This window comes from Marinobacter sp. F4216 (genome assembly GCF_019931195.1).
GTDB lineage: Bacteria > Pseudomonadota > Gammaproteobacteria > Pseudomonadales > Oleiphilaceae > Marinobacter > Marinobacter suaedae.
Map to the genome: position 1 here is coordinate 1,004,052 of NZ_JAIOUO010000002.1, position 13,418 is coordinate 1,017,469.

Below are 13,418 nucleotides of genomic sequence, written 5' to 3' on the forward strand. Positions count from 1 at the left end.
TCGACACCTACCTCAGAAGTTCGATGGGGGTATGACCTCGCCGGTAAAGATGACCGATGCCGGCTTGCCTGTGTCGGGGTGCAGCGGCTCCCTCATCGAAGCCAGCCTTAAGCCGTTGTCTGAAAACAGCGCCACCCAGCTTTCGAGGGTTCGGAAATACCAGGGGGCTGGATCAACAAATTCTGACCCAAAGCCATCCCAGGAACCTTCCCGCCAGCCGTCAACGTAGGCCTGATCGTTTGCGACGACAGGGTGCAGCGTTTGCACAATGAATACCCCACCTGATTTCAGATACCCGGGTACAGCACCAAACAAGGCCTCTACCGACTCCTTGCCGAGGAGGGAAAAATTGCAGACGACCACGTCAAACGCGCCTTCAATCCGTCCGGCCGCAACCTCCTCGTATGAGGCGGCCAGAAAGCTTCCTCCACCAGCCGTTCTGGCCAGCTCGATGAGTTCAGGCACCACATCGACTCCAACCAGGTGGGGTACCCCCGGCGCAAGCTCTCGGATGAGCCATCCCTCTCCACAGCCAACATCCATAACCGATTCGGGTGAATGACTCAGTATGGATTCGACAATGGCTTTGTCGGTAACCAGCTTCCGGCTTTCGACTTTCCTGTTTCGCACCGTCGCAGCCCACTGGGTTGCGTTCTTCTCCCAGGAGTCGACGATTCGCTCATCACTGTGTGGATTCATAAACCAATCCGTTTAAAACAGCTTGCTCCTCAGTTCGGCCGTGCCTTTTGCCAATGATTTAGCGCCCTGATGTGCCCTGCAGGAAGCTCGGAATCTCACTGACAAGTGCAGCCGGACGCTCTTCAATCACTCGTTGGCTTGCGTCGTCAATGATTCGAGGCTGCGAATCAGCAGCAGGATTGATCAAGCTGAATGGGCGGGCACGGGGTGTCGCCATAGGAGCAAAACACACAACAATCGCCCTGCTTGGGCTTGATCAGTGCTTTGCAGTGTTTGCATTCATAGAAATACTGGCAGGCATCTTCTGGCATGGTTTCCACTTCCCGGTGCCCGCACTCCGGACAGGTTATCTCGGACGTCAGTTTGGGGTTCATCATTCACCTTTCTGCTGAAAATTTTTTCGCCGCCCGGAACACGCCAGCGTCGCAACCCGGTATGGGCACTGGCTTCACGGGGCACGCCCGGTCGGTTGATCCAGAGAGCAAAAGCGCTCACGAATCCCAGTTTTGCACCTTTCCATCTTCGACCACGTGGCCGGATCCAACAATGAGTGTCAACACATGAATCTTCTCCAGTGGTTGCCCGAGCCCATCGGATAAGGCGACAGCCAGACCGGTCTGAAGCGAAATCACCCTGTCCTCTGGCCAGGCCGAGGGCAGGTATAAGGTTGCCATTACGCTATAGTGGCGGCCAACCTGGGCATCGGCCCGAATCACATTGAGGGTCATTTCCTTCGAATCGACACCGGAGGCCTGAGCCCACAGTTCCACAAGGTTCGGGATGGCACCCCCAGAATCCTCGTTCACGACGCAGTTTGCGATGGGCATGATTCGATCTCTTCCCTTCAAGGCACCCTAATAACCCGCAAGCCAAGGGTGGCAGCCCATTACCTGCGGATGAACCGTCCGCCTGAATCCATCCTCTAATACTAACAATAGTCGTTTGCGCCACAGTAAATACGAGTTGTAAGAGGGGTCGGGGCGTATTTGTCCTTGTTGCGCCTGAAAAAGAACGACCGCCTCCCGCGTTTCCCGTCCATTTGACGGAAACCGTTTAATGATTCCCCCATAAGTCTGAATCAGTCTAATGCCTCGCTGGCGTTTCCCCAGGATGGGTACACAATCAACACCAACGTCCTTTCGGGGAAGGAGAAGGTCATGTCTGAACTACAACAAACAACCATTGACGCCTTCAGGGGGCTGTTCGGAGGCTCTGTGCTCGAACCGGCGGATTCCGGTTACGACGATGCGCGCCAGATCTGGAACGCGATGATTGATCGGAAACCGGCGCTGATCGCCCGGTGTAAGTCAGCCGAGGATGTGGTGGCGGCGGTTAATTTTGGGCGGGAACAGCGCATGCTGGTGTCGGTCAAGGGCGGTGGCCACAACATTGCAGGCAACGCTGTTTGCGACGACGGGCTTATGATCGATTTGTCGCAAATGAAAGATGTTGAGATCGATGCTGATAACCGGCGTGCCCTGGTAGGCCCGGGCTGCACGCTGGCAGATTTTGACGCAGCGGCCCAGTCTCATGGACTGGCTACGCCCCTGGGTATTAACTCCACAACCGGCGTAGCCGGCCTGACCCTGGGCGGTGGCTTCGGCTGGCTTAGTCGCAAGTTCGGGATGACTATTGATAACCTGATTTCCGCTGACGTGGTCACCGCCGATGGGCGCATGATTCTCGCCAGTGATTCAGAGAATCCGGATTTGTTCTGGGGTTTGCGAGGAGGTGGAGGTAACTTCGGAATCGTTACCAGCTTCGAGTTTAAGTTGCACCCGGTGGGACCGGATTTGTTGAGTGGGCTGATGGTGTTTCCCTTTGGCCAGGCCAAGTCGGTTCTGACGCAGTTTGCGAGATTCACCGAAACCATGCCGGATGAGCTCAATGTATGGATGGTGATGCGCCATGCTCCGCCGCTTCCCTTCCTGCCCGAGTCGGTCCATGGTGAGCGTATTGTCGCTCTGGCTATTTGCTATGCGGGTGATCCCGCCGTTGGGCAGAAGCTGATTGAGCCGCTGCGTTCATTTGGCGACGCGCACGGTGAGCATGTCGGGGTGCAGCCCTTTGCCGACTGGCAGCAGGCGTTCGATCCGCTGTTGACGGAGGGGGCCCGGAATTACTGGAAGTCCCATAACTTTGTGAAACTGACGGATGAGGTGCTTGAGGTGTTGATTGAGTACGGTAGCAAACTGCCCTCACCTCACTGCGAGATTTTCATAGGTTCCCTTGGCGGAGCAACAGGCCGGGTAGCGGCCGACGCCATGGCCTATTCAAGTCGCGACGCAAACTACGTGATGAATGTGCATGGCCGCTGGGAAAAGCCCGAGGAAGATGATCGCTGCCGGGGGTGGGCGCGCGCATTCTTCGAGGCGGCCAAGCCTTACGCCAGCAGTGGCGCTTACATAAACTTTTTGTCCCAGGATGAGACGGACCGGGTTGAGTTTGCCTACGGTGCTGCCTACGAGCGACTGGTGGAGGTAAAGAACAAGTACGACCCTGAGAACCTGTTCCGTGTGAACCAGAATATTCGCCCTCACTAGCGGTCTCGTCGGGATACGATTGGACCGAAATGGCGAAACTCAAAGAGGCGGCTTCGTGCGAGAGACTACCCCTCGCTGGTTTAACCGGTGTGAGCGACCGCTCCTTTTGAGCTTTCGGTTTCCGGTTTTGTCTGGTTGCGGAGAAGGAATCCTGCCATCCAGTGTGCGATGGCCAGAGAGTCGGTGGACGCTCCTGACACGGTCAGCCCTTCAAGTGCCTTGTCTGCATCACTTTCCGGAACAGACTGGCCGCGCAGGTGTTGCACCAGGCGGGTTTCGAACGTGATATCGAATTCCGGATGCGCCTGGAAGGTAAGGATGCGGTTGTCGTACTGGAGTACGGCGAAGGGGCAGAAAGAGGATTCCGCAACAATTTCAGCCGCCTCCGGTTTTTCCAGAACCTGATCCTGGTGCATGACGCTCAGTGTGAACTTGGAGGCTGCCAGGCCCAGCCCCTGCACGTCTTTGGTTAAGGAGTACTCGTGAAGCCCCACGCCCCATCCTCCAGGATATCTGTGGACGTGGGCACCAAAAGCGTCGGCGATGATCTGGTGGCCAAAGCAGATGCCCAGCATGGGCCTGTCGGCCTGGTAGATTTCACGGATGAGCACCTTGAGCTTCTGCATCCACGGCAGATTTTCGTATACGTTGGACTTGGACCCGCTGATGATCCAGCCGTCGCAGACGGTTGAAGACTCGGGAAACTCCCCGTCCCGCACGTCGAAATGGACGTAATCAAAGGTATGGCCAGCCTTGTCGAACAGGCGCTCGAACATATCACCGAACGAGCCGAACTCGCTGATGAGTGGGTCCGGCGTGATGCCGGTGGCCAGGATGCCAATCTTTAACGTCATTCCGATTCTCCAGCTCAGGCTTTCGCTCATTTCAGGTTCCAACACTAAAGCACGGCCCTATCTCTGTAACTATCTCCCTGGGGGTAGATGGGCGGCATCTTTTACCCCTGCCTGATCGGATTCAGGTTCAGGGAATGTTGTCGAAATCAGTGGTTGATGTTCAAACCATTTGCCGCGATGATTGCGCGCTTAATGATCGGGTTGCGTGTCGAGCCTACAGAGTCATGGCCTTTATCAGCAGCGTTAAGAGGTGCCAGTTCCGACAGGTATGAAAGAACGAGTCAGTCGAATCAATGCCAGCGATAGCTGGCAGAAAAATGTGTCGGTTCTGATCGAGCATCAGCGGCTTCGAAACTTTCCGGCGGTGCTTGAAGAGTTTCTTTCAACGCTCTGTTTTTACGACACTTTCATCATGATGGCGTACAAGGCATCGTTGCGCCCTATCCTGCTGTATCCCACTGCACCGGAAGAGCAAAGCGACACCCTGAAGCTGTATATCAACCACGCCTATGTGCTTGATCCGCTCTTCCATGCCATCAAATCCGGCGTTGCCCCTGGGGTGGTCCGGCTCGCGGATATCATGCCCGACTCGTTCCGGGATACCGAGTATTTCCAGACCTGTTACCAGGACTTTGGCCTGGTGGATGAAATCAATCTGATCATCCAGCTGGATGACGAAGTGACCTGCACCCTGACACTGGGCCGCAAGGCCGCACTGGACAGCATATCCCGCAATGAACTCAAAGCCCTGAGCGATTTCTATCCGATCCTCAGCGCGCTCGTGCGGCAATTCTGGCTGTCCCAGTCACGCGAGTATCTGCAATACGGACGGTCGGATGGCCCCATGAAACGTGCGCTGCGAACGTTTGCCAGCGGGGTGCTGACTCAGCGGGAACGGGAGATTACCGACCTGATACTGCGAGGGTACTCCTCTCAGGCGATTGCAGATCATCTCAAGATCAGTGTCGGGACGGTGAAGGTGCATCGAAAGAACATTCACAACCGGCTGAACACCTCGACACAGGCCGAGATATTCACCCAGTTTATTTCACACCTGAACAGTCTGGATGATTGACTGATCACCGGCCCTTGGCGGGCCGGTTTGCGTGTAAATACCCTAGAGACTGATCCAGACGGTTTTCAGATCGGTGTATTTCTCGATTGAATGCAGCGACTTGTCCCGGCCATTGCCGGAGGCTTTCACACCACCGAACGGCATGGTGGAGTCACCCCCGCCCCAGCCGTTCACCCAGACCATCCCGCTCTGGATCTTCCGGCTTACCCGATGGGCCCGTGACAGGTTGTCGGTCCAGACTGAAGCGCCCAGTCCGTAGGGATTGTCGTTGGCCAGCTCAATCGCCTGGTCTTCATCGCCGAACTCGCAGACCGCGAGTACGGGCCCGAAAATCTCTTCCTGCACAAACCGCATGTCATTGTTGGCGCCATCCATGATGGTCGGCTCGACAAAATAACCCCGGCCCTCCAGGTAATCCGGCACACCTCCGGTCAGGACGGTTGCACCGTCATCGATCGCAGACTGGATATAACGGGACACCGTATCCAGTTGCGCCTTGTCGACCAGCGCTCCCATTCGCGTATCCGGATCCAGGGGGTCGCCGCCCTGGTAGGTCTTCGCAGCCTCTTTGAGTTCGGCAAGGAATTGATCCTTGATCGAGCGCTGGAGGTACAGCCGCGAGCACGCGATGCAGACCTCACCCTGATTGGAGAAAATAGCCGCGGCGGCGGTCTGAGCGGCCTTTCTTATGTCGCTGTAATCGTCGAAAACCACCATCGGCGATTTCCCGCCCGCTTCCAGCCAGACCTTCTTTAGGTTGGACTGCCCCGCGTATTCCATCAGCATGCCCCCCACCCGGCTGGAACCGGTGAAGGCCAGTACGTTGACGTCCTTGTGCAGGGCCAGCGCCTTACCCGCGGTATGCCCATACCCTGGAACCACGTTCAGCACGCCATCAGGCAGGCCCGCTTCGGTCGCCAGTTCTGCCAGTCGCAGTACACTCAAAGGGCTTTTCTCAGACGGCTTGAGAATGACCGAGTTGCCCGCCGCCAGCGCCGGCGCCAGCTTCCAGCTCGCCATCATCAGCGGGTAATTCCAGGGAGTGATGGCGGCAACCACGCCCACCGGTTCATGGCTGATCAGCCCGAGGGTATCGTTGCCGGTGGGAGCAATTTCACCGTACACCTTGTCGATGGACTCAGCGGTCCAGCGGAAGCAGTCGATGGAATCGGGCAGGTCGATATTCACGGTCTCGTGGATCGACTTGCCCATGTCGAGGGTATCGGTGAGCGCCAGCTCATCCCGGTGGCGGTCCATCAGGTCCGCCAGCCGGAGCAATACCGCCTTACGCTCGGCGGGGGATTTGCCGGACCAGGCACCGGAATTAAACGTTTGCCTGGCGACCGATACTGCCAGATCCACATCCTCCTGATCGCAACTCGCCACTTCGGTGAGGACCTGTTCGTTGGCCGGATTGATGGACGAAAACGTCTCACCGGAAACCGCCGGCTGAAAACGCCCGCCAACATAGGCCTGGTTCCTGAAAGTGAGGCTGTCGCTCAGAGATTGCCATTCCGCTTTTGTCTTCATGTCGCGCGCTACCTGGTGAATACATGGATGGCTAGAGGCTATCCCCCGGCCCAGGTCAGCGCCATATCCCCAAAGGGGTAGGCAGCGGTAGCAAAACGGGTGCAATCTTGGGGCTGCGCCCTCAAGTAATTGCCTCAGATTTGGCTCACGCTTCGCTCGTATCCAGCGTGGAACACCTGGATGTAGATCAGGGTTAAGCGTTTAATGGTAACTAGAACAAGAAAGGAACAGCGCTATGAACTATTCCAACATTTTGTATGAAGTGCACGGTCCGGTTCGGGTGATCACTTTCAACCGGCCAGAGGTGAGGAATTGCATCGACATTGAGACCGCCGAAGAACTCTGTCATGCGTTCGATCAGTTCCGGGTGGATGACGAAGCCAGGGTGGCCGTGCTTACCGGAGCAGGCGAGTCGGCCTTCTGTGCGGGAGGAGATCTGAAGGCTGCCTTTGCGGGTCGCCCTCCCATCCCGGTAACGCCGGAAGACATCGCCAGACACAACCGTGGCGAAGCACCCGGATGCATCGGCCCAACCCGCTGGACAGACATCTACAAGCCGGTCATTGCTGCCGTTAACGGTGTCGCGTACGCGGGCGGTCTTGAGTGGGCCTGCTTTGCCGACATGAGGATTGCCGAAGAACATGCGTCTTTCGGTGTGACTTGCCGGCGCTGGAACATTGGCCTGGCCGATGGCGGAACGCAAAGATTGCCTCGTATCGTTGGTATGGGCCGCGCGATGGAACTGATCCTGACCGGCAAAGTCATCGATGCCGACGAGGCCTACCGAATTGGTCTGGTGAATGAAGTGGTTGGCAAGGGACAGAGCCTGCAACGCGCCCTGGAGCTGGCGGAGTTCATGTCCACCCTGCCCCAGGATGCAATGCGCAATGATAAGGAAGCCGCCGTGCGCGGATTTGGGCAACCACTGTCGGAAGGCCTTCGCATCGAAGCCGAATGCTTTAACCGGGTGACTGTCTCCGTCGAGGCCAGGGCAAGAATGTTCGAGGGGCTGAGGAAATTCAACGAACGGGATCATCCGGACAGAGTTCCGGGTCAGGGCCTTACGCCCGGAATCATTCGCGATGATGATCACTAAAGGCACGTTAATGGGCCTGTTGCGTCTCCTTAGGCGGTCATACACCGCGCTTGCTTCAGGCCGGCCGATAAACTATCGACTAGACTTTACGGGCGTCAGACTTCGAAGTTGTCCAAAAGGAGAATTCGATGCCACCGCTTGGCAGCAGTGTTCAGACCGACGCCCTTTTCATCCCGAACAGCACCGCCTTCAGAAATACCGCGAATCCGTCCCGCAGCGTTGCGAAACGCTGCATCGGTCAGCGTCTCAAGGAGACGCGGAACCATTTCCTGTCTCTCTGCATCGTTCAAGCCTTACTGTTATCCCTCGTGTGCATGATCACCCTGGCAGCGCCTGTGCTTGCTCAAGAGGAAGGTGCCAAAAGCCAGGCTCCGAATGAAGATCTCGCCAGTCCTCAGATAGCCGTCGAGGTTCTCTCCCATCGCCTTGTCCCCATGACCAAAGACGAGCTCAAACCTCTGGCCCTTGCCTGGAGGGATATTGTTCAGGCGGAAACTCGATCCATTGCGGAGAAAAAGGTCAGTGTTTTCGAGGCGCCGGATGAGCAAAGGAAGGAGGTTAATCAGGAGATAGCCCGGATGACGGAAGCCAGGATGCCTGTGCTGGAGCGATACGCCATGGTCGTGGATGCGTACGAGCGCAAAGGCGGCGATCCGGAATTGGTGGCCGATCTTAGGACCTATCGGGATGCGATCATTCTGGATGAAACCAGTCTGGCCAGCCCCAAAGCCATTTTTCTCGCCATTGTCGACTGGGCCACCCGCATGGACGGTGGCATCGCGGTTCTGAAAGACATGGGTATTGTTATTCTGGCGGCCATGGGGCTGCTGGCGGTTGCACGTACGTTCAGTGCGGCGGCGTGCAAGTGGATTGGGCGGGTGCCAACTATTTCCAAATTGCTGGAGACCTTCCTTGTGGGCGTAGTGTTCTGGCTGGTGCTCACGCTTGGCCTGTTGCTGGTTCTAGCCGGTCTGGGCGTCAACATCGCGCCTATCTTCGCCATGATTGGTGGCGCCTCATTCATTCTCGCCTTTGCGCTGCAGGATACCCTGGGGAACCTGGCCAGTGGTCTGATGATCATGATCAATCAGCCGTTCGACGAGGGCGACTACGTCGAGGTTGGCGGCGTTGGGGGCACGGTGAAGTCCGTCAGCATCGTGGCAACGACCATCGCCACACCCGACAACCAGATCATCGTGATTCCCAACAAAAATGTCTGGGGCAATGTGATCACCAACGTCACGGCCAGCAAGGTTCGCCGGGTGGATCTGGTGTTTGGCATTTCCTATAAAGACTCGATCCCCGCGGCCCTGGAGGTCATGGAGCGGGTCGTTAAAAATCACCCGGCCATTCTTAACAAGCCGCAGCCTACCCTGCGCGTTCATCAACTTGCTGAAAGTTCGGTGAACGTCATTTGCCGCCCCTGGGTAAAGTCCGCCGACTACTGGGACGTCTACTGGGACCTCACGCACCAGATGAAGGAAGCCTTTGACGACGCCGGGATATCCATCCCCTATCCCCAGCGCGATGTTCACATGAAAAACTGAAAGTGCGCCTCAGCCTTTCTTCGGAAGGTTGTCGCCGATGTCGATCACTCGCCGTCCGTAAAAAAAGTGGCTGGTGGATTCAAAGCCTTCCGGTAGCCGATCGTCATTGCATTTTCTGAACATCAGCTGCGACACAATCTTCCAGCCCATGGCGTTGGTGTTGTAAAGAACATCGCCGCAGTGTCGGCAAAACACCCGCGTCATGTTTTTGTGAGGATGTTTGAATTCCGTGGTGTCCTGCTCGCCACGTGTGATCGTGACGCGATCCCCATCGCAGGCCAATACCGAATGGTAGGGCACCTGCAAGAGTTCCCGGCAGTCATCGCAGTGGCAATACCCGTGAACCCTGGGTTCGCCGGTCATGGTCACTTCAACGGCTCCGCAATCGCAATGGACTTTGTGCTGTTCACTCATAAGTTTGTCCTCTTGATGCCGGAGGAAACCGGGCGCGCTCCCTGCGCCGCAGCTAGGTGTCTGGTTCAGAAATGCTCGTTGAGATGAGCCTGAAACCGCTCGAAATCAAGCTCTGGCTCGGCGTTCTTCATAACGTCGTAGCAGGCGAAGGTTGGCATTGCGTCCATGGCAAAGAACCGGAAGTTCATGTGCATTGGGAAGAATAGATCATCCACGCTCTTGCCCTGGAAAAGATATTCGTTGGCGTCGTTAAACGCTTCCTCGGGAGCGTTGAAGGTCAGAGACATCATGTACTTCTTGCCCGTAAGCGTGCCCCCGGCGCCGTAATTTTCCTTCGGTGCATCTTCGCGTCGACCGTCGCCATTGCACAAGGCACCGCCCATGCCGGCGGTGTACACCTCATCCATGTACTTTTTGAAGGTCCAGGGGACGCCCATCCAGTTAACCGGGGTCTGCAGCAGAACGATGTCGGCCCACTGGTGGTTCTCCAATTCGGCATCGACACTCCAGCCAGCGTCAATTTCAACGATTCGGGTGCTGTGGCCCATGGCTGTGAGGATCTCGTCCGCCATCTGGGTCAGGGTTGCGGCTTGGCGGTGCCAGCAAAAAGATGATTGACCAACGGCTGAAGGAGCTTGAATCCCGGGGCATGGTGCTCCGAAAGGTCATCAGTGACCGCCCGGTGGCTGTGAGTTATGAGCTCACAGATTTCGGCAGGAGTGCCCTCAAGGTGCTGGACGATCTCAGGGTCTGGTCGGAATCCAACGAATTGTAAGTGGCGGAGGGTGACCCTGCCGTTCTCCTTCTCTGGCTGGGCCTGTCGTGGCCACTATCAGCCGTCCCGAACCCGGGACTGGCGTCTGTTCTCCAGTTTCCTCCAGTATCTGGCAGGGGCACTCGGTTCCATCGTTCAATCGTTCAGGGCCCCTCCATTTTATCTTCAGTAGTGCCCACCTGAATTCCTGAGAATGGAACCTAAATATCCGTTAAAACAGCGGACTGCACTAGCTTTTTGATAACTGGCCTGAAATCTGGAACCGAGCCCCATTGTGTTAACTCGATCAAGGGGTTTTGTTAGGAATGCTGATATGTTGGATTCCTAATCATGGTTGATAGGACTCGACAACAATAACCAGGGAGGGAATCTCATGGGCTGCCTGTACTCCGGCATGTTCAGAAACAGTGTTGTTTTTTCTTTGGCAATTTCCGCCAGTGCGCTTGCCAACGGCGGCGATGCCCGGATCATATTCGCGGCTGAGAATGCGCTGTACGGCTCCGGTTACGATATCGGAAAAGCGGATGGCTGGATGGACAATACCCTGCGCGCAGCAATCAGTCGTTTTCAGGGTCAAAGTCAGAGACTGACGTCAACCGGTGTGCTTGATGCCCAAACGCTCAAGGCTCTTGGCGTTTCTGTACCTCCGAGCACGTCCATTTCCGGTAACGACGTCGCATCACCCGCTCTTGCCCAGGCGGAATTGGGTTTCTCCAAAGCTAGTAAAAAAAGTCCGGCGACCACTTCCCCTTCCGTAAAACCTGCCAAGCAACCCAAAGTTGAGCCGAAGAAAAAAGACCTGGTGGCAAAGCCCAGGCCCGCGCCGGTGGCTGAGACCGTCGCGACCCCAGAAATAAAAGCCGCTCCTGCTTTGACATCACGGAAACCAGATGCACCGAAACCTCAGAAAACCGCGAAGGCACAGCAAAAGCCGACCGTTACCCCGCCCCCTGAACCGAAACCGATCGTAGCCAAACCCGAGATGTCAAAGCCCGGGCAGCCTGAACCGGATGTAAAACAGGTTTCGACTGTTGAGGCCGCTGAGCCAACTCCTGCATCGGAAAAAAGCATCAGCGTTGCGTCCAGGAGCCGGTATGAACTGAAGGCCGACGGAACCCAGTCCTCCCTGGAGAAGCTGGGTGCAATAACCGGCAACCCGGTGGCACCGGCAACAAACGAATCGCCGCAGGCTCAGCGAGCTAGTGAGGACGGTGATGCGCAACTGGCTGACGAACAGGGTGAAAATTCGACGGCCAACCCCGGAATTTCCGGGTTCTTTTCCAATTTGTTTGACTTCTTGTTCGGCTGGATCGTGTAACAGCCAGCTATTACCTTTGCTTTGCGTCTTTAGCTTTGTCGGGTAACTCTGACAAAGCTTTTTTGTACTTGTTTGCCCTACCATTCTGAGCCTGGATCTTCGTCACCTTGTTTGATGGTTGCGCCTTCTTTCTTGCGGCTGTGACTGGCGCCTTCTATCTTTGATGATTGATCGCGTTTAGCTTCCCCGCTCCCCTGAGGACCGCAACACATGAACAGGTTAGACATGAAAGCCGGCTGTAAACTGACCCTCGGTTTTGTGACGCTAGCGCTCCTCAGTAGCCCATCTTGGGCTCAGGACGATGCCTCCTCCTTGGCCAAGCAGTTGTCGAATCCGATCGCCAGCCTGGTTTCTGTGCCTTTTCAGGCTAATTTTGACCGGAATATCGGGCCGGGCGACCGCGGGGACAGGTTCACGCTCAACGTGCAACCGGTCATCCCGTTTTCCCTCAACGAAGATTGGAATTTGATAAGCAGAACGATATTACCGGTCGTTGATCAGAGCGATATTTTCCCCGGAGCGGGAAGTCAGTCAGGAATTGGAGATACGGTGCAAAGCCTGTTTTTCTCCCCTGTCCAACCAACATCAAACGGCTGGATCTGGGGTGCGGGTCCGGTTTTTCTGTTGCCGACGGCTTCCGATGACCTTCTGGGAACTGATCAATGGGGGCTTGGGCCCACAGCTGTCGCCCTGAAACAGTCAGGGGCCTGGACCAACGGTGGCTTGGTAAACCATATCTGGTCTGTGGCTGGCGATAACGATCGGCCCGATATCAACCAGTCGTTCATCCAACCCTTTTTTTCCTACAACACGCCGACAGCGACAACGCTGACGTTCACTGCTGACTCCACCTACAACTGGGACACTAAAGACTGGACTGTTCCCGTTGGGGTTTTCGTTTCCCAGGTATTCAAGGCGGGGAATCAGATCATGCAAATCGGTGCAGGCCCCCGTTATTACGTCGAAAGCCCGGATAACGGCCCCGAAGGCTGGGGTGCGCGGGTTAACCTGGTGTTTCTGTTCCCGAAATAACCCACCTGATTTGGGATTGCTGGCTTCTGGAACGGGTTAAGCTGGAGTTGGCACGCATCTTCAAGGAAAGATTTAACCGTCTCGCCAGGCAATAGCAATTGTTGCTTGATCATAGTGCCGGTCCCCGGATTCGGCAAAGATACAGTCATGCTGGCCGGGAAACTCAATTTACAGACGTTTGAAACACTCCCGGGCTCACGCTTTCGTGGGCGCGCACGGTGAACAGGAGTGTGGTTACGGAAAGTGCTTAAAGACGTGCTGAAAGCCTGATGAGCGTCAGGGAAAGACGGGAGTCACGAGAACGGTGACGGGGGGGCAGGGAAGAACTTTCAGCCCGGGGCTTGCGAGAGCCACCGAAAGATAACCCCGGGCTTAGCTTGAAACTCAGAACTTCCAGAACGGAGTTGAGAGTCTCTGGTGAATCACATCGGGAGAAAACCCAACGTCATTCAGCATGTGCCGATCCATGGTCATGACCATATGGACAAAATTGCGCTTCATTCGCCATCCTTTATAGAGTGTCGCCGCCCGCTTC

14 protein-coding genes are annotated in these 13,418 nt (G+C 56.1%); 7 read left to right on the forward strand and 7 right to left on the reverse strand.

The window, feature by feature from the left end; genetic code table 11:
- Window positions 1-12: 12 nt before the first annotated feature.
- The 3 genes from K8I84_RS05165 to K8I84_RS05175 all read right to left on the reverse strand — a co-directional run bounded on the left by K8I84_RS05165 (window position 13) and on the right by K8I84_RS05175 (window position 1,526).
- On the reverse strand, window positions 13-699 hold the full coding sequence (locus tag K8I84_RS05165) for a class I SAM-dependent methyltransferase (protein WP_223793640.1): 687 nt from the start codon (window positions 697-699) through the stop codon (window positions 13-15).
- A 167-nt stretch (window positions 700-866) separates the two neighbouring features.
- Entirely contained in the window at window positions 867-1,073 is a 207-nt protein-coding gene (locus K8I84_RS05170; RefSeq protein WP_411722659.1) for a GDCCVxC domain-containing (seleno)protein, read from the reverse strand.
- Window positions 1,074-1,190: 117 nt separating this feature from the next.
- The gene (locus K8I84_RS05175; protein WP_223793642.1) at window positions 1,191-1,526 is read right to left on the reverse strand and encodes a hypothetical protein; all 336 of its coding nucleotides are present in this window, start codon (window positions 1,524-1,526) and stop codon (window positions 1,191-1,193) included.
- 330 nt (window positions 1,527-1,856) lie between these two features.
- On the opposite strand from K8I84_RS05175, the gene K8I84_RS05180 reads away from it, so the two are divergent.
- Window positions 1,857-3,242, forward strand: a complete 1,386-nt coding sequence (locus K8I84_RS05180; protein ID WP_223793643.1) for an FAD-binding oxidoreductase — start codon at window positions 1,857-1,859, stop codon at window positions 3,240-3,242.
- Between the two features lie 80 nt (window positions 3,243-3,322).
- Here K8I84_RS05180 and K8I84_RS05185 read toward each other — a convergent pair whose 3' ends face one another.
- Complete coding sequence (locus tag K8I84_RS05185; protein WP_223793644.1) at window positions 3,323-4,096, reverse strand: glutamine amidotransferase-related protein; 774 nt, start codon at window positions 4,094-4,096, stop codon at window positions 3,323-3,325.
- A gap of 268 nt (window positions 4,097-4,364) precedes the next feature.
- On the opposite strand from K8I84_RS05185, the gene K8I84_RS05190 reads away from it, so the two are divergent.
- Window positions 4,365-5,171 (forward strand): helix-turn-helix domain-containing protein, encoded by an 807-nt coding sequence (locus tag K8I84_RS05190; protein ID WP_223793645.1) that lies wholly within the window; start codon window positions 4,365-4,367, stop codon window positions 5,169-5,171.
- Window positions 5,172-5,213: 42 nt separating this feature from the next.
- On the opposite strand, the gene K8I84_RS05195 is transcribed toward K8I84_RS05190, so the two are convergent.
- Window positions 5,214-6,701 carry an aldehyde dehydrogenase gene (locus K8I84_RS05195; protein WP_223793646.1) on the reverse strand — a complete coding sequence of 496 codons (1,488 nt, stop codon included), beginning with the start codon at window positions 6,699-6,701 and terminating at the stop codon, window positions 5,214-5,216.
- A 235-nt stretch (window positions 6,702-6,936) separates the two neighbouring features.
- Here K8I84_RS05195 and K8I84_RS05200 point away from each other — a divergent pair, with 235 nt between their 5' ends.
- Together K8I84_RS05200 and K8I84_RS05205 are read left to right on the forward strand one after the other, a co-directional pair.
- Window positions 6,937-7,797: an enoyl-CoA hydratase-related protein gene (locus K8I84_RS05200; protein WP_223793647.1), complete on the forward strand. Its 861-nt coding sequence runs from the start codon at window positions 6,937-6,939 to the stop codon at window positions 7,795-7,797.
- Window positions 7,798-7,925: 128 nt separating this feature from the next.
- Complete coding sequence (locus K8I84_RS05205) at window positions 7,926-9,344, forward strand: mechanosensitive ion channel family protein (RefSeq protein WP_223793648.1); 1,419 nt, start codon at window positions 7,926-7,928, stop codon at window positions 9,342-9,344.
- A 9-nt stretch (window positions 9,345-9,353) separates the two neighbouring features.
- Here the strand turns inward: K8I84_RS05205 and K8I84_RS05210 are convergent, their stop codons facing one another.
- Together K8I84_RS05210 and K8I84_RS05215 are read right to left on the reverse strand one after the other, a co-directional pair.
- Window positions 9,354-9,758: a GFA family protein gene (locus K8I84_RS05210; protein ID WP_223793649.1), complete on the reverse strand. Its 405-nt coding sequence runs from the start codon at window positions 9,756-9,758 to the stop codon at window positions 9,354-9,356.
- Between the two features lie 65 nt (window positions 9,759-9,823).
- Window positions 9,824-10,330, reverse strand: a complete 507-nt coding sequence (locus tag K8I84_RS05215; protein WP_223793650.1) for an NAD(P)H-dependent oxidoreductase — start codon at window positions 10,328-10,330, stop codon at window positions 9,824-9,826.
- Window positions 10,331-10,341: 11 nt separating this feature from the next.
- On the opposite strand from K8I84_RS05215, the gene K8I84_RS05220 reads away from it, so the two are divergent.
- The 3 genes from K8I84_RS05220 (at window position 10,342) to K8I84_RS05230 (ending at window position 12,883) form a co-directional block, all read left to right on the forward strand.
- Window positions 10,342-10,533 (forward strand): winged helix-turn-helix transcriptional regulator, encoded by a 192-nt coding sequence (locus K8I84_RS05220; RefSeq protein WP_263282934.1) that lies wholly within the window; start codon window positions 10,342-10,344, stop codon window positions 10,531-10,533.
- Between the two features lie 373 nt (window positions 10,534-10,906).
- Window positions 10,907-11,851 (forward strand): peptidoglycan-binding domain-containing protein, encoded by a 945-nt coding sequence (locus K8I84_RS05225; RefSeq protein ID WP_223793651.1) that lies wholly within the window; start codon window positions 10,907-10,909, stop codon window positions 11,849-11,851.
- A gap of 210 nt (window positions 11,852-12,061) precedes the next feature.
- The gene (locus tag K8I84_RS05230; RefSeq protein ID WP_223793652.1) at window positions 12,062-12,883 is read left to right on the forward strand and encodes a transporter; all 822 of its coding nucleotides are present in this window, start codon (window positions 12,062-12,064) and stop codon (window positions 12,881-12,883) included.
- Window positions 12,884-13,418: the final 535 nt, after the last annotated feature.